This is a genomic window from Xanthocytophaga agilis, from assembly GCF_030068605.1.
GTDB lineage: Bacteria > Bacteroidota > Bacteroidia > Cytophagales > 172606-1 > Xanthocytophaga > Xanthocytophaga agilis.
In genome coordinates this window covers 441766-459845 of the sequence record NZ_JASJOU010000005.1, presented here as the reverse complement: position 1 = coordinate 459845, position 18080 = coordinate 441766, and the positions used below count along the sequence as shown (strand labels likewise).

Here is an 18080-nt window from a genome sequence, read left to right as displayed (position 1 = left end):
TCAGTTCGGAAATGAAATCTTGCCCATTGTAACATTAGGAATTCCCGGACGATTGCCAAAGTTAACAAGTCCTCCTGCCACAGTCTCATTGGCAAGGATAGCAAACAAAACAGCTTCTTTTGCATCTGGCAAAATTTGCAAATCTGCCGTTGTCTTTAACACATTATCAGGCAATAACTGGTGCAGGTGTTTTACCAGCACTGGATTATGCATGCCCCCTCCACTCATATACACTACAGCTTTTTCTGATAGATTATTACGCTTTACTGCCTGAGCAATACCTTCTGCTGAAAATCGGGTAAGCGTAGCAATCAGATCCTGTGATGATATATTCTCTGTTTGTGATTGTTGTTGAGCCTGATGTACATATGACTGACTGAATAGTTCTGGACCAGTTGTTTTAGGAAAGCCAGCCTGGAAAAAAGGATGATTCAACAAGGTTGTCAACAGAGATTGATGTACAATTCCAGATGCTGCAATGGCTCCATTTTCATCAAAAGGGTGATTATAGTGTAAACGTGAAAAGGCATCAATCAAGGTATTGCCAGGCCCAACATCAGTCGAAAACATTTTAGTTGCATCCAGATCCCCTGATAGAAAAGTAAAATTGGCAATTCCCCCAATATTGAGCATAATGCGATCTTCTCCCTTCTGTGAAAACAGTATATAATCACCATATACTGCCAATGGTGCTCCTTCTCCTCCGGCGGCTATATGCTTTTGTCTGAAGTCACTCAGGGTGATGATACCCGTTTGTACTGCTATATGATCACCATCACCTATCTGAAGGGTGGCATTGGGAAAGTCAGGGTGTTTGTGCAGACTTTGAGGGGCATGATAAATGGTCTGGCCGTGACTGGCAATCAAATCTATCTCAGTAGATGTATACTTCCACTTTTGTAAACATTTCAGAATCATGGATGCATGTAGTTTCCCAATCCATGGATTAAGAAGAGTAAGCATTTCCAGATCTACCTGCTTTTGAGAAAAAACAGTCCGGATAGTTTGTTTGATATCGTCTGTATAAGAAATGGTATCAAAGGCGAGTAATTCAGTTTTTGCATCAATACCACTTCCTGTAAACTGACATAATGCTACATCCAGCCCATCCAGAGAAGTACCTGACATAAGGCCAATGATAAGACGTTGTGGTTTCTGAGCAATTTGGTAAAGTCTGGCTATCTGAGTATTCATGTTGGTAAGGTAGCCGATTTTTGATAAAAAGTAAAAGTAAGTAAGATCCTTCTCTACATCGTTCAGGTCATCAGTATATATAGAAAGCGAAAATTAGTGGTTTGTAATCTTGAAAAATTACTTCAGACATTCTTTGATTCACTGGTTCACTCCTATTAATAGGAGTGAACCAGTGAATCAAAGAATGTCTTCTGGTTTTTAAACTAAATATTTAACATTGGTATGTTGTTAATTAATTGTTTATCAATTATTTAGTTTTATGGATATTATGTGATTATATGAAAAGTACAATTATTTTTAGGCCATTTTTGTGATCTTGTAATATCAAGTGGTGAGCTAAAAGATAAATAAGGTAGAGTTAGAAAAATGCAATTTTTGTCCTTGCGAAAACTTATAAACAGTGGCATTACCTGGTTCAGTTTGCTCATACGAGATAACATTGACCTGCATTGTGTTCCCTGCAAAGATGTATCTTGGGCATAGTTTGTGGCAAATGAATGAGTGTTGTGAATTACGATCAGTTTTTTTGTTATTGTAAGGAGATAGCAAAATAAAAAAGTGATCGGAGTTCCGGTCAAAATAAAACTTGTTGTGAACAACCCACATTTTATTGGATAACAGGCAAGAGATCTCTTCGCGTTTGTACCAGACCATTGTTGTGAATGAGGCGCAAATATGATTGTATCTCTTAAAATAAACGTAAAAGCAATACAAGGACTACTCATGCACTTCCACTCCCTGTGCCTTTATTTTTTCCAGCAGCGAAGAAAACTCCTGGTAGTTAGGATATGAGAATGGATTGCCTTTGACATACAAGATTTTTAAATGAGGAAGCTGAACGAGTTGTGGTCCCAGCTTTCTCATTTGATTGTCTGAAATATCCAGATCTTCCAGGCTTTTCATCTCAAAAACAACAGGCGGAATGGCTGTAAATGCGTTTTCGCTGATATACAAAAGACTGACCTTCTGCAGCTTCTGCAGATTTTCTGGCAATGATGTCAGCCGGTTTCCTCTCAAATAAATCTCCGTCAGATTTGAAAGATCACCTATTTGCTCAGGAATTCTGTCTATCTTATTGTAGGAAATTGCAATGGCTTCCTGAGTTTTAATCTGACAGAGAACTACCGGAAACTCTGTAAACTCGTTGTAATATAGATCAAGATATTTCAGTGAGTGCAACTTTCGAAGTTTAGTAGGTAGCTGACTTAATAGGTTGTGATAGAAGCCTACCCGCTGCAGCGATCTGATTTTAGGGATTACCTTGGGAAATTCTACAAATGCATTGTTATTACACACCAGCTGTTCCAGTCTCTTATTTCTTCGAAGCCTTTTGGGTAAGTGTGTTAATGCACACTCTGCCAGATTGATATTTTGGATATGTTTGTTCTTTCGAAAACGAAGTTTTTTGTAGTTGATTGGATTGCCACTCAGATCGAGTTGTTGCAATGAATCCATTTCAGATACCCAGGCAGGAAGAGAGGTAATACGATGTTTGCGAAGAAGTAAACTTTTCAGATTGCGGCATCGGGCAATTTCCGCAGGTACTTCCTGTAGTCCATTGTTTATTTCTTTTGTTTGCCAGCGAATGATAGGTTCTTTCCTGTTTGAGATAGTATCATAAATTTCAACACGTTCATACCGAATGTCTTTATTCTGAAGGTTGATTGTCAGGATGGTATCCGGACGTGTGGTTTGTCGGATCTGTTCCAGTGTGGTAGCCACTCCTTTGTCTGTCGATTGTGCTTGTAATGCCAAGCAACTGGCTAATACCCAGAATGTAACAAATAAGTGTTTCATAGGTGTTAATGGATTTTGTCGAATGTAAGTTATAACTAATTATTTAGTTGTAAAAGGGTTGAAGATATTTTCTTTTGGAGGAAGAGACGTGGTTTTGAAAATCTCACTGGATTTTATACCTTTCTTTTGCCGCATTCGCCTAACCAACCTCCAAACATGAAGAAAATGTATTTACCTGCTCGGATAGTACTCTGGTGCACTGTCTGTGTATTCTTTTTGGTAGCCTGTAACTCCTCTAAAAGCAAAGGGCCACAGTTTTTAATCACATTTAGCGATAGTCTCAGCAAAGATACCCTTGATGGCAGGTTGTTGCTTATGATTGCACAGGATACAGCTAAAGGCGAACCTCGTAATCAGGTAGGTGATAGTCCGGGAAGTGCCCAGATTTTTGGGATAGATGTAGACGGATGGAAAGCAGGAGAAGAGAAAACAATAGATGGCACTGTATTTGGTTACCCGCTAAAAAGCTTGTCGGAGCTAACTGCTGGTGACTATTATGTGCAGGTGTTACTGCATAAGTATGAAACCTTTAAACTAAAAGATGGTCGTGTATTGAAGCTGCCTATGGATAGAGGAGAAGGACAAAACTGGCGTACCGCACCTGGTAATTTATACAGCGTTCCTGCAAAAGTAACCATTGGTACAGATGGCAATATTGCTGTCACACTCACAAAAGCCAATCCTGTCATTGCTGCTCCCAAGGATACGAAACACATCAAACATATACGTATTCAAAGCAAGCTGCTAACCGAATTCTGGGGACGTCCTATGTACCTGGGTGCCCACGTATTACTTCCTGAAGGATTTGACGAACATCCGGAAGCACGTTACCCACTTTGTATCAATCATGGTCACTTTCCAGTCGACTTTGACGGATTCAGCCCGGAACCTCCTGCTGAGGATATGGATACCTCTGATTATAGCGACCGTTTCCATATCTATGGCTATAAAAAGATTGTCGCTCAGGAAGCACACAACTTCTATAAAACATGGACTGGCAAAAACTTCCCTCGTATGTTGATTATTGAAATTCAACATGCCAACCCTTATTATGATGATTCCTATGCTGTAAACTCAGCCAATATTGGTCCGTATGGAGATGCTATAACCTATGAACTCATTCCCTATATTGAAAAGCAGTTCAGAGGAATAGGACAAGGCTGGGCTCGGTTTCTATATGGCGGATCAACAGGTGGTTGGGAAGCTCTGGCTGCACAGATATTTTATCCTGATCAATATGGCGGTTGTTTTGCTGCATGCCCCGACCCTATTGATTTTCGGGCTTATACACAGGTTAACATCTACAAAGATAAAAACGCCTACTATACCGAAGGACCATTCCGTAAAGTCTCCAAGCCAGGATATCGTAATTACTTAGGGCATATCACCACAACCATTGCCGATATGAATCATCTGGAATTGGTATTAGGAACTAAAACCCGTTCGGGTGGGCAGTGGGATATCTGGGAGGCCGTGTATTCGCCTGTGGGAGAAGATGGCTATCCCAAACGAATTTTTGACAAGATGACAGGGGAAATAGATACGATGGTAGCACAATATTGGCGTAATAACTATGACCTGACATATATTATGCAACGAGACTGGGCTGTGCTAGAACCCAAGCTGACAGGAAAGATCAACATCTACTGTGGAGATATGGACAACTATTACCTGAACAATGCGGTGTATCTGGCTGAAGACTTTTTGAAGAAAACAAAAAACTTTACTGAAGGTGGAGAAGTAAAATATGGAGATCGAGCTGAACACTGCTGGAATGGTGATCCTACATTACCCAATTATCTGTCACGGTTGCATTACAATACCATGTATGTCCCCAAGATTTTGAAGCTAATCGAGAAAAATGCACCCAAAGGTGCTGATCTGAAAAGCTGGCGTTACTAAAAAAATACCCTTCAATCTAACCTATTTGCACCATTTTATTCATGCTTACACACGATTTAGGCAGACAAGTATTTGGTAATCCTGCCAATACTGGAAATATCATTTCCTTACAGGATGCTAACCAGTTGCTAGACGATTGGGTAAAAAATGAGAGTTTAAAAAGGCATATGCGGCAGGTAGCTGCTTTGATGAAAGCATGGGCCAGGGAAGTAGAGAAACTGGATGACGTTGGACAACTGAAATGGGAAACAGCTGGCTTGCTTCATGATGCCGACTGGGATCAGTGGCCTGACGATCATTGTAAACGCATTGTGGAGGAACTGGAGAAACGAGACATTGATCCGGAGATTATTCATGCTATTGCCTCTCATGGACCCCGTTTTTTTGGAGTGGAGCCTGTAACCACTATGGACAAAATGCTCTATGCCTTTGATGAGTTGTCAGGTTTTATCCATGCCTACTCATTAATGCGCCCTACAGGCTATGAAGGGATGGATGTCAAAGGCGTACGAAAACGCCTCAAGGACAAAGCCTTTGCTGCACAGGTTTCCAGAGAGGATATTGCAGATGCAGCACAACGGGCAGCAAGGGAAGTGGATGAACTAATCGCTTTTGCTATTACACATCAGGCAGGTGTGTAAATCTCTTCATTTTAGTATAAAACCACCGATAATAACATAAATAAATCCTGTTTATTGAGATTTAAATATGTTATTACCGGTTTTTTATAGTCTTTATTTTATTTTGTTTTTATTTTTTATACATTCGGTGCCTGATTTAAAATTTAACTATATCTAGTTTCATTTGTAAGTTAAGTAGAATAGCTGTCGATGTATGAAAGATAAGAGGGATGTATATAAGGATAGAATACTACCATTTAAGGAAAGTGATTTATCCTTATGGAACCGCTTCAGAAGCGGTGATAGGGAGGCTTTTTCTACCATTTATAGATTGTATGTTTCTGCTTTGTACAATTACGGTATGAAGCTTTCCAGGGATAAAGAGCAGGTAAAGGATGCTGTTCAGGATTTATTTATTGAACTCTGGAAAAACCATAGCACAATAGGCGAAACAACGAATATCAAATATTATCTCTACAAGTGTATTCGTCGTAAAATTATCCGGAACATAGAACAGTCTGCTAAGTTTCTGCCTGATACCAGTTTTACAACTGAAAATAACTACAATCCAGTATCATCTCCTGAGGATTTACTTATTGACATCCAGTCTGTAGACCAGAAAAAAGTTTACCTGAACAAAGCTCTGACTCACTTGACTCAGCGCCAGCGGGAAGCATTATTTCTGAAATATTATGATAGTCTGAGCAATAGTGAAATTGCCTCTCTTATGGCTGTTAATGAACAGTCTGTTTACAATCTGGTGTATCAGGGATTACAACTCCTGAGAAAATTCTTTCCTGTTGAGGTTCTCCTATTCTTTTGTTTGCTATCCTTCTAAGTAAATTCATCCTCAAATAACTCCGTCCATTTTGGATTCCTTAAGCCTCTGTAACCACAATTCTATCCTGTTTTAAAATATTTTGAGAAATTTTTAAATTTTTTCGAGTAGAAAAGATAAGATAGCTGCTTTTGGTTAAAAATCGTTACACTAACCCACTCGTTATCTATGACGGATTATTCCGATTTCAGTGCAGAAGACTTTGCTATGGATGACTATTTCATTCAGTGGGTAAAATCTTCTGCGGATTCTTCAACCAGCGAGTTTTGGACCAGTTGGCTTGAACGGTATCCGGACAAGAAAGATACGATAGTTCAAGCCAGACAACTGGTCCTGTCGGTTGACTTTGAAGAGACATTTCCTGACCAGAAAGAAGTGCAGTCCATGTGGCAGGTAATCTCAGACCAGGCATTTGAAGAAGAGATACTGGAGAGGGAGACAAGCACAACAACTATCTTCCGTACACAGGTATTCAAAATTGCTGCAAGTATCCTCTTATTGGTTTTACCTATCGGAGGTGGACTTTATTACTGGTACAGCCAGCAACAAGAGGTTTCATATCTGACCCAAAATGGGCAGGTGAAAACTGTTTTGCTGCCAGATGGATCGCAGGTAACGTTAAATGCAAACTCCGTTATCCGGTTTAATCCTTCCCTGCAAACTGATCATATACGGGAAGTATGGCTGGATGGAGAAGCCTTCTTCCATGTAAAAAGAACAGCCTCTAAGGCACGTTTCATTGTGCACACCAAACAACTGAATGTAGAAGTGCTGGGTACAACCTTTAATGTAAATACCCGCCATAAGAAGACACGCGTGATTCTCAATACAGGAAAAGTGACTCTGACCTTGTCAGAACATAAGCAAGATCCTCCCATTCAGATGATACCAGGAGATCTGGTTGAGTTCAAAGAAAGTGAGAAAAAGATCCTTAAGAAAACAGTTAATCCTGATACCTATAGTTCCTGGACTCAGAGTAAACTGGTTTTTGATGGAACTTCGCTTGCAGAGATTATAGAGATTTTAGCTGATACGCAGGGGATAAAGCTAACTTTGCAAGACACATCCATGGCATCGCTTCAATTTTCAGGTTCTGTCTCAGCAAATAGAACAGATCTGCTGCTGTTAAAATTATCTAAGGCATTTCGGCTGAATATTGTCCGACAGCCTACCGGAGAAATACTACTGGAAAAATCCACACATGAATAATATAGTAACTAATCTATTCTCTATTCCTCTAATTTCTATACAACTTATGCGACAAGTTATACGATATTTTGGAGTTGTATTGCTTTTAACTACAACTCATGCCATACGAGTTAGTTCGCAGACAATTGCACTTGTCAATGAAGCTATATCTGAAACCAGCCTGGATCAGCAAAAAATGATTCCCCTGATAGATGTACTGAACGACATTGAAGCAAAATATCAGATAGATATTAGCTACAATGTAGGCTTGCTAAAGGACAAAATGGTTGATGGTAAACTCTTACAGCGTTCGGCCTCGTCTGTTGAAGACAGACTCAGAAAGATATTATCTCCTCTGCATCTGACCTTCGAAAGACTGGAAGGCAAAGACTTTGTGATTTATGAAAAGATAGATCAAAAAGGTGCCATCCGAAAAATAACTGGCAAAACAGCCCTGGAGTCTCCTCTTTTGGTATCCGCTTCCGGAAATACGGGTATACAAATCAGCAGCATCCAACAGACTCTTCAGGAGATGGCTATTCCTATAAAAGGAAAAGTAACCTCTACTGCAGGAGAGGGCTTACCTGGGGTTAGTGTCACTGTAAAAGGTTCAACACAGGGAACAGTTACAGATGCAGAAGGTGGGTTTCAGTTGAGCGTTCCGGATGAAACCGCCGTGCTGGTATTCTCCTATATTGGCTATCTGACTCAGGAAGTAGCCGTGAGAGGAAACAGCAACTGGACTATTGCCCTGGCAGAAGATGTGAAGTCGTTGGGTGAAGTGGTGGTGGTAGGATATGGTACTCAGAAGAAACGGGATGTAATTGGCTCAATAGCTACTGTAAATGGTGACGATATCAAATTAAAGTCGACCGCTTCCTTTGACTCAGGACTGCAAGGCATGGCTGCGGGTGTATCAGTCCAAACTAACAGTGGTGTACCAGGATCACCTACTGTCATCAAGATTCGAGGGGTTGGTTCTATTAATTCTAGTACAGACCCTCTATGGATTATTGATGGAATGCCTGTTTACAGCAGTCCAGGTGGATTGGGACGTAGTGATGGTACTACTGGGCAAAGTCCTATGTCATTAATAAATCCCAATGATATTGAGAATATACAAATCTTAAAGGATGCTGCTGCTACAGCTATTTATGGATCGAGAGCTTCCAATGGTGTTATTATAGTAACTACAAAGACAGGAAAGAAAGGACAAGGAAATACTACTTTTAATTATTCAACAGGTTTCTCTACATTGACACGTACTCCTCAGGATATTGGATATGCTAATACAAGTCAATGGTTTCAGATCATGGATGAGATGTATAAGAACTCTGGCAAAACGTTTACCATGAATGACTATTATCGCAATTCTCCTTATGCTTTTACCCAACTAACCCGTGAACAGGCAATGGCAATCAATACCAATTGGTATGATGAGCTTTTCCAGACCGGGCGATTCTCTGATTATAATCTTTCCAGTTCAAGAGGGTTTGATAAAGGTTCGTTTTATCTTTCGGGTAATTATCGGGAAGACAAAGGGGTTCAGAATAATAACAGCCTCAAACGTATATCATTACGAACTAATATAGATTTCAGCCCTATTGATAACTTCACTATTGGAGCTAAGCTAAGTTTTGCTTATACTAATAATAACAGAATGCAAAACACCAGCTATCGTGGAGGATCCAGCCCAAATGGAGGATTGAATAGTATTACTACTACTGCCTTACCATGGTTTCCTGTTCGGGAACTAGATAATCCTAACCGATACTTTAACGCTTACTCTGGCTCTAATCCGGCCGCGTTTGCAGATCCTGCTAATCTGAAAGATAATCTGGAACAATATCGTGCATTGGGAGGCTTCTTTTTGAATTACCAGCTACCTTTTATAAAAGGGTTATCAGTTCGGTCAGAAGTTTCTGTAGATCTGATTCAGAGTAACAATATTTTCTGGCAAAGCCGTGATATTCGCCTAGATGGATCACAGAAACCTTCTTCCTATGGATACGAGGAAGCTATTACATATAGAAGTGTAAATTACAATGTATATGGTACTTATGATAAAGCGTTTGGCCTGCACTCATTGAATATTGTTGCAGGAACAGAAGCCCAACGAAGCAGCCAGTACAGCCGTTCTCTCTCCGGACAGGGATTGATAGGAAAGTATCAGGAGATAGGTAGCCCTACATCAATGCTTTCTATGTGGGGCGGTATGAATGGGGAGCGTTATCTCTTGGCTTATTTTGGACGAGCTAACTACAAGTACAAAGATCGTTATCTGGTAGGGCTAAGTGCCCGGCGGGACGGCACTTCTGCATTTACACCTAATTATCGCTGGGGAACATTTTTGGCATTATCAGCAGGTTGGATACTTTCTGAAGAAAATTTCATGTCTTTTCTTGGTGGCAATACCTTCCTGAAACTTCGGGGAAGCTATGGAGAAACAGGTAATCAGAATGTAGTGGGAGGACTAGATGTAATCAATTATAATAGTACATTTAAATATGGTAGCAATGATATATTGGGTGTAAATGGTACTATGCCTATTAACATTCCTGTGGGCAATCTTACGTGGGAAACTACACAAAGTGGTGACATCGGTATTGATTATGGTTTACTCAATAATCGAATCAATGGTTCAGTAGCTTACTATCATCGGTACATAAAAGGTATGTTATTACCCTCTCCTGTACCTGCTTCCTCCGGAGTCACACCTCCTGGATCGTTTCCTGGTAATGTGTACGATGAAAGCTCCAATACAGTATGGAGTAACATTGGTGATATGTTAAATGCCGGCTGGGAATTCGAAGTTCATTCTACTAATATAGATAAAGGTGGCTTTCGCTGGACTACAGACTTTAATATCGCCTTTAATAAAAACACTATCAAAAAGCTGACTCCCGAAGCTGATAAAACAGGTAAAGGAATCATCAACGGTGCTACTGTATCACGTAAAGGACATAAACGTCAGGAATGGTATGTAGCTGATTATGCAGGTGTAGATCCTGCTACAGGTGTGCCTATGATTTATGTAGTTGACAAAAGCTTGTATGAATCAACAGGAGAAACAAAGCGATTGAAAAATGAGGTAGGACAAGATAGTCTTACTTATGGGACAAAGACCAATATTGCCAATAATAAGTTTTATCAGAATGGTAAGTCTGCTGATCCTACTTATTATGGTGGCATTACCAATACCTTCCAGTACAAAGGCTTTGACCTGAGCTTTATGTTCTCCTTCTCTGGTGGAAATTATATTCTGGACTATGATCGGCAAATGGCTACTGTCCCTGGAGAAACCAAGACATTCCTTACCGATATTATAAACAACTCATGGCGCCAGCCCGGAGATCAGGCAAAATATCCACAACTCCGCTATGGAAACACCTATATCATTAATGGAGAAGCTGTGTCCGACTTTGGTGATGAGTGGCAAAACCACAACCGGGAAATGTACAAAGGCGATTATATCCGACTACGGAATGTACAGGTTGGCTATACACTACCCGCTTCTGTAGTGAAAACAATACATATGCAGGGACTAAGAATATATGTGTCAGGCAGTAACCTTTGGACTTCTACCAAATATCCTGGTTTTGATCCGGAAGGAGCTGGCTATGTCTATACAGCTACCATACCTCAATTAAAAACATTTATACTGGGCTTGTCTGCTCGCTTTTAGCAATAAGCCTGTTGATTGAAAATTTATTAAACTAATATTTGAACAAAGAAAACTATCTATCTATATGAAAAAGATCCTTCTTTATAGCCTGACGCTGGGGCTTTTACTCGCATCAGGCGGTTGTTCAGAAGAGTATTTTGAATTAAAAAGGCCTCCACAAACTCCCTGGAGTACAGTGGAAGAATTTGAAAGAGCACCTATCGGATTATATGCATCCTTGTTCAGTGGTGATAGCTGGAATATGGCTTGGGTAGATGTCACCATTGTAAAAACCAGTATGGGTGATGATGTAGATTGGGTAAACAATGCGGAGTGGGGTTACTGGCGTAAGACAAAAGAGTTTAACAAATACACAGACAAAGGCTTTTTGCTGATTTATAGAGCTATTGCAGGGGCAAATAATGCTTTAGAGTTTGTAGAGGCAAACAATGGCAATCCTTTTCCTACTGAGAGTGAAGAGAACATTCAGGATAATGTGAATCGTATTGTCGGGGAGCTGTATTTTATCCGGGCATATTCCTATTACTTGTTGGAAACGACCTTTGGTCATGCCTATGTGCCAGGTGGTGCTAATAATACAGAAGATATCCCTATGCCTACTAAGTATCCGAAGTCTGTAGCAGAAGCAAAGAATCCTAAAATTGGAACAACTCAAGAGGTATATGATTTGATTGTAGCTGACTTTCAGAAGGCAAAAGATCTATTACCAGAAGAATATGAAGATGATATGCATCCATCTTATCAGGTGCGTGCTTCTAAATTTGCAGCTTCTGCTATGCTGATGAGAGCTTATTTTCAGAGAGGAGAGTATGATAAAGCAAAACTAGAAGCCGATTTTATCATAGATCAGAATGGAGGCAGATATAATTTGACTGAAGACCCTATTGCTGCATTTTCAAAGAGTGCTATAGAAAGAGCCAAAGAGGTTGTTTTCTATCTGCCTTATTATGATGAAACGGGTCAGGCTCCTATGCATTTAACTGTTCTGAATCATTCTGCAGGTCCTTGGGGACAATGTGGTTGGGTAGAAACACGCATGAGCAATAGTACTATCAAGCGACTAGGCTGGATGACTGATCCGATAACAGATACGACCCTGAAAGTAGCTGCCAAAAGAGACAAACGGTTTACACAATTATTTGCTGTAAGATATCCTGTAAGTAAGGCCAAGGAAGGACAGGCTACAGACGAAAGAAATGAAGTGAAAGATATCACTACGATCTGGCCCTACAAATACTATCGTGGAGGTAAAGAGTTTAATACCAATGTGCCACTTATCCGTTTGGCAGAGATCTATTTGACACGTTCCATCAGCCGGTTTAAAGCTGGAGACAAGTCGGGTGCTGCTGAAGATTTAAATGTAGTGCGCAAAAGAGCCTGGAATACAACTGTAGGCGGACCCTATGTAGAGGTGACAGGTGCCGACATTACCGAAAATATGATTCATGATGAACGACTCATTGAAATGTTTGGTGAAAATGACCGGATTGACTATCTGAGGGCGTTAAAGATGGATATTCCAAAAGGAGAACGGGGTGCTGGCACAGATCCCTATACCAGTGAAGATTTTGTGTGGGCTATCCCAACACGTGAACTCTTGTATAATGAATCCATAGGACAATAATCGGTACATAAGTTATACATCTGGGTTATCAGAATTCTGGTTAAAAAAGAAAATAATCAGAACTCTGATAACTCTGTAGGTTGATCAGGATTCTGATATTTTGAAAACGATATAAAAATCCTGATTATATTCTGATACAGAATCAAAGAGAATCTAAATTCTCTGAAAAGAAAAATGACCAGAATTCAGATCACCAACAAGTGGTAACTGAGTTCCGGTCATTTTCTGTTTATACCCATTTTTATATCAATCGAATACTAGCTGCTTTCAGATGATAGATACTTTTATCTGATTCTCTATTACCTTTGGACAATATTCGTTGATTTGTACTCATGGCTATACATACACTGGCTCCTATTGTTTTATTTGTATACAATCGTCCTATCCATACACAACGCACTATTACTTCACTGGTAAACTGTCAGTTAGCTTCTGCTAGTGAGATCTTTATTTTCTCAGATGCAGCCAGAAGTACAGATGATGAAGAGCAGGTCCGACAAGTACGGCAGTATATACAAACTGTGACAGGGTTTAAAAACAAGATGGTAATAGAAAGACCCACAAATATGGGATTGGCCCGGTCTGTGATTGATGGGGTTTCTCAGGTGATGAGTCGGTATGGCAAAGCTATCGTACTGGAAGATGATATGGTGTTTGCGGAAGACTTTCTGGTGTTTCTGAATGAGTCGCTGGAAGTCTATAAGGATAATCCTTCTGTCTTCTCTATTTCAGGATACAGCTATCCTATCACTATTCCGGATAGCTATACAAAAGATGTCTATTTACTGCCCAGAGCATCCTCCTGGGGATGGGCCACCTGGGCTGACCGCTGGAACAAGGCTGACTGGCAGGTAACAGATTATCCAATGTTTTTAAAAGACAAAACTATACAACAAGGATTCGCGCAAGGTGGAAAGGATCTTGTGTATATGCTAATCAAACAACAAAAAGGCTTGGTGAATTCCTGGGCAGTACGATGGAGTTACACTCATTATAAACACCAAGCCTATTGTCTGTTTCCGCGAATATCCAAACTACAGAATATTGGTAATGACGAATCCGGGACACATTCTCCTAAAACCAAACGGTTTGAAACTGTACTAAGCAATAAATCCATGGTGCTGGATCGGGACCTGGTGCCAAATGATGAGATTATTAAAGGTCTGCAACGCTTTTTTCAACCAAGCCCGGTACGACAGCTTATTAACTACTTCAAATTACAGTTATGGAAGTAATAGCTGAATGAATGAATAACATGAGTCATTCCAGATGTTGGATATGAGTAAAGCCCAAGCCTAGGTTTTTGAAAATGTAGGCTTGGGTTTAATTTTGGAAAATCTCTCTTTCTACATTTGTTTATAGTCCCTTACATCACTCTTCCATTGACCTCCTACTTTTTTGCTTGTCCAAAAAAGTAGGCCAAAAAGGACACTTTCTGCCGATCCTTCAGCCCACAAGGCCAAAGGCCAACCTCGCGGCAGAAAGAAGGCCAACGCACCTACACCACCTTTCGCGATTGAAGTTATCACACCTCTCTTTGTAACATTTTTTATTACTTTTTCAATGACACCTTTTACTCAAAATTCGAGAGGACTCATGTAAAAATTAAAAGCCTCAATGATAGACTCACTGAGGCTTTTAATTTTAGGAAAAGACGCTTATTCTTCTTCGTGTTTAAAACTGTATAATGTCTTATCCAGCTCTAGTGTATTGTTAGTAAACGCTTTCACAAAACGGGCAATAGTTTGTGGAGTGATTTCTTCTACATTCAGACAGGCTTCCAATGCTATGCCATAATCGAAGTCTGGATCAAGATTAACATACTCCTGTACTTTTATCTCCTCAGTTTCTTCTAACTCATCCATTATTTCAGCCTTGAAGAGTTCAATTTCCTCCAACTTGGCTTCTGAAAGATGTTTATTCAGATCATCCTCTTCTTCCAGGTCAATCCGATTATATTCTGGATATTTTTCACATGCTTTATCTTCTGCACTTTCATACAATACACTCATATGATGCAACCGCAGTGTATATAAGACAGAGTCAAAAACTACTTCCTTACCTTTATGAGTTCCTGCAAAGATAAAGTGAGCAAACTCTTCTCCCTGAGGTTCATTTTCATTCAAAATATAGAGCTGTCCTGCTTCTTTGCATAGTCGCTTGATACGAGCAACTTCCTCAGCTTGTAATCCAATATTGTCAGTAGACATTGTTGTTAGGTTATACTTTTTAAAATAGAATGGAAATAGTTATATATGTTATTTCAGCTTTACTTTGGTCGCACCATAGCCAAATTTTTCCTTTTGGGCATCTTCATAGTATTGGACATGCACATTCTTGCCAAGTTTACGGTGAATCTCATTTCGTAGGGTACCATTACCCACTCCATGGATAAAAGTAATATCATGCATTCCGTGTGCAATAGCTGCATCCAGTGCTTTTTCGAAGGCCTGTAATTGGATCTGTAACATCTCAGCTGTGGCTAAGCCAATAAGATTCGTTGTCAGCTTTTCGATATGCAAATCTATTTCACTGGCAGGTTTGTTTACGGTATTGGCCTTTGATTGATTGTTTGTGGTAAGCTGAGTGTTGTTTTCCCAACTTTCAACAATCTTGTCTGGCTGGATAGTAACAGGTTGTGAGGCTGTTGGTGTATCCAACTGGAAGAGATGTGCATCTTTTCCCAGCAGAGGTGCTTTGGCCTTCGTCTTAAAGAATGTATTGGCTCGAAACCGAATACGTTGCAACATAGGTTCCCGCAAGGATGTCATTCCTTCCCGGAATAGTAGTGACTGCCACACAAATACTCCCCAACTCTCAAAGTTTTGTGAGCTGTATTCATCAATTTTCACAGACGACTTCCGAGCCAGTGAACCACCTTTGATCCCTTTGTATTTTCCATTCTGCTCCTGTCCCAGTGTATAAGGCATATCAAAATCGGTATTGTTTATCAAATAGAGTGCCAGACCTATGTCATTAAGCGGAATAAAGGCCAGAAATATTCCTCTATCAGCCAGAACATCTCTGGATGTATTTTTGATTGGTTCGGTAACTGGATTTTTCTGAAACCGGGCAGCCTCTTCCTGTGAGATAATAACAATCTCTGATCGTAACATCGGAATCCGGAAACCGTCTTCAATTTCTACTTCTATCATATGATTCTTGGTAAAGCCGACAATGATGCCTTCTTCACGCCCGTGAACCATACGTACTTTGTCCCCAATATTCATAGATTAACTAATTAGCTTTTATGTAACGCACTGATACAAAAGAATTTTTATACTCATTAACAAGGCATTTTGTCTGATGATTAGCCAAGCTTCTTCCCTGAGAAATAGTAGACTAAACCTGAAATAGTCAAACTGCCTGATCATATAACCCGGAAAGAATGCAAAAAGATCAATAACCCTGCAATGTGAGATTATGCCTTGATTAATACTTTTTTTCAAATCATTCGGCTTGTAATCAGATGATTATTTCTTCAACGAAATACTTGTCTGACTTAGAGTTCTGTTCTGGAAATATTTCCGGATTGCAAAAGTAGTAAAATGCTGTAAATGGTCATACATAACCTTACACGACCTTTTGAATGGGTAAGTTAAGGTAACAATCTTATTGTGAGATCAATATGTAAATTTGAATGGTTTTCATTCAAAAGGGTACTTAAAATATTAATTATGAAAAAAATTCTACCATTTTTAGTAGCTTTTATGGGTTTGTATGAAGTAAATGCACAGCAAACGCTCGGGCTAAGTGGCAGCAATTATAGTGGTACACATGGAATATTCCTGAATCCGGCCTCTATTGCCGATTCCAGATTTGGTTTCTATTTAGATTTATTTTCTGCACAAGTTGGTGCATCCAACAACTATGTAAAAGGTCCTATAGGTTTTTCTGATATCGAGAAAGAATCCTTTACAGTCAAAAACAATGGAAAAGATAAATACCTGAATGTACAGGGACAAGCACAGGCATTTTCATTTATGGTAAAAATGAGTCCTGTACACAGCCTTGCACTCACCAACCGGGTTAGATATGGTATAACAGCCAACAATGTATCCGAAGGTTTGGCAAAGATAATCTGGGATAGTGATAATAACGATTATTCAACCTTTCAGGGTATACATTTTAACCTGAATATGAATGCCTATAAGGAAACTGGATTGACCTACGCACGGGTAATTAAAACTACACCGGAATATAGCCTTAAGGGTGGGATTACAATCAATCGGGTAGCTGGCATTACAAGTGCTCATATTACCTCTAAAGAAATGAGTTTCTCAAGCTATGATCAAACCAATGAGCAGGGTGAAACGGAAACGATTCTGGATATCCAGAAAATTCAGTTACAATATGCCTATGTGCAATCAGAAGCATATGACAATACGCTGGATAATGTTGGATTTGGTACCTTCTTTGGAAAAGGCCTGCCTGGTAAAGGGTGGGGTGTGAATCTGGGTGCTACTTTTGAAAAATTAGAAGAATCTACTGGGGTTAGTGAAGGAAAACATAAACTGGATTCGCTCAGAATGGTACACAAAAAAGGACCTAAATTAGATCTGGGTAATGGTAAGATGACCAACAACTACAAGTATCGTGTAGGTTTCTCTCTGATGGATGTAGGAAGTATGCGTTATAGCGGAAATTATGTTCAGAGCTATGATATCACACGAACCAATACAAAAGTTTCACTAGATAGTCTGGATGGTTCTACAGATGATATTGCAGGTACGCTGAATAACGCATTGGGAGTGACAGATTCAGAAAAGAAGACAAGCTTTAGCAGCAGCCTTCCTACCGCTATTCAGTTGAGTTTTGATTATCATATCAAAGGAAAGTTATATGTGAATGCTGTATGGGTACAAAGCCTGAAAGGGAAATACGCCTTAGGTATGCGTCAACCATCTCTATTGGCTGTAACACCTCGTCTGGAAATGCGTTGGTTTGAAGTAGCGGTTCCAGTAGGTTTAACAGGTAACTACAAGAACCTGACCATCGGTACTCATATCAAAGCCGGAATATTACACTTCGGCTCAGATAATATTGCAGGTTTGCTAGGTATGGGTAAAACTTCCGGATTAGATGTGTACACTGGTATTCATATTCCAATATTTGCAAAGAATACACAGTCAAAATCCAAATCATCTAAAAGAGAGCATTCAGAAGGAGTTCCTACACGTGAATAAGAATAAGGGTTGTGTGAAAGGAATTATCCTTGATAGGAAACCTTAC

At 39.8% G+C, this 18080-nt stretch carries 12 protein-coding genes; 8 read left to right on the top strand and 4 right to left on the bottom strand.

Going from position 1 to position 18080, the window contains the following annotated elements; genetic code table 11:
* Together QNI22_RS17645 and QNI22_RS17640 are read right to left on the bottom strand one after the other, a co-directional pair.
* Positions 1-1194, bottom strand: a complete 1194-nt coding sequence (locus tag QNI22_RS17645) for an anhydro-N-acetylmuramic acid kinase (protein WP_314512596.1) — start codon at positions 1192-1194, stop codon at positions 1-3.
* Positions 1195-1911: 717 nt separating this feature from the next.
* Complete coding sequence (locus QNI22_RS17640) at positions 1912-2991, bottom strand: leucine-rich repeat domain-containing protein (protein ID WP_314512595.1); 1080 nt, start codon at positions 2989-2991, stop codon at positions 1912-1914.
* A gap of 165 nt (positions 2992-3156) precedes the next feature.
* Here QNI22_RS17640 and QNI22_RS17635 point away from each other — a divergent pair, with 165 nt between their 5' ends.
* The 7 genes from QNI22_RS17635 to QNI22_RS17605 all read left to right on the top strand — a co-directional run bounded on the left by QNI22_RS17635 (position 3157) and on the right by QNI22_RS17605 (position 14083).
* Complete coding sequence (locus QNI22_RS17635; protein WP_314512594.1) at positions 3157-4893, top strand: alpha/beta hydrolase-fold protein; 1737 nt, start codon at positions 3157-3159, stop codon at positions 4891-4893.
* Between the two features lie 41 nt (positions 4894-4934).
* A complete protein-coding gene (locus QNI22_RS17630; protein ID WP_314512592.1) occupies positions 4935-5534 on the top strand; it encodes an HD domain-containing protein in 600 nt (199 codons plus the stop codon).
* A gap of 193 nt (positions 5535-5727) precedes the next feature.
* The gene (locus tag QNI22_RS17625) at positions 5728-6351 is read left to right on the top strand and encodes an RNA polymerase sigma factor (RefSeq protein WP_314512590.1); all 624 of its coding nucleotides are present in this window, start codon (positions 5728-5730) and stop codon (positions 6349-6351) included.
* Positions 6352-6519: 168 nt separating this feature from the next.
* Positions 6520-7560, top strand: a complete 1041-nt coding sequence (locus QNI22_RS17620; RefSeq protein ID WP_314512588.1) for a FecR family protein — start codon at positions 6520-6522, stop codon at positions 7558-7560.
* 46 nt (positions 7561-7606) lie between these two features.
* A complete protein-coding gene (locus QNI22_RS17615; protein WP_314512586.1) occupies positions 7607-11224 on the top strand; it encodes a SusC/RagA family TonB-linked outer membrane protein in 3618 nt (1205 codons plus the stop codon).
* Between the two features lie 64 nt (positions 11225-11288).
* Positions 11289-12848, top strand: coding sequence for a RagB/SusD family nutrient uptake outer membrane protein (locus QNI22_RS17610; protein ID WP_314512584.1), 1560 nt, complete (start codon positions 11289-11291; stop codon positions 12846-12848).
* A gap of 332 nt (positions 12849-13180) precedes the next feature.
* Positions 13181-14083 carry a glycosyltransferase family protein gene (locus tag QNI22_RS17605; RefSeq protein ID WP_314512583.1) on the top strand — a complete coding sequence of 301 codons (903 nt, stop codon included), beginning with the start codon at positions 13181-13183 and terminating at the stop codon, positions 14081-14083.
* 423 nt (positions 14084-14506) lie between these two features.
* Here the strand turns inward: QNI22_RS17605 and QNI22_RS17600 are convergent, their stop codons facing one another.
* Positions 14507-15058 (bottom strand): hypothetical protein, encoded by a 552-nt coding sequence (locus tag QNI22_RS17600; RefSeq protein ID WP_313991285.1) that lies wholly within the window; start codon positions 15056-15058, stop codon positions 14507-14509.
* A gap of 48 nt (positions 15059-15106) precedes the next feature.
* Entirely contained in the window at positions 15107-16078 is a 972-nt protein-coding gene (locus tag QNI22_RS17595; RefSeq protein ID WP_314512582.1) for a Smr/MutS family protein, read from the bottom strand.
* A gap of 447 nt (positions 16079-16525) precedes the next feature.
* Here QNI22_RS17595 and QNI22_RS17590 point away from each other — a divergent pair, with 447 nt between their 5' ends.
* A complete protein-coding gene (locus tag QNI22_RS17590; RefSeq protein ID WP_314512581.1) occupies positions 16526-18034 on the top strand; it encodes a DUF5723 family protein in 1509 nt (502 codons plus the stop codon).
* The last annotated feature ends 46 nt before the right edge of the window (positions 18035-18080 follow it).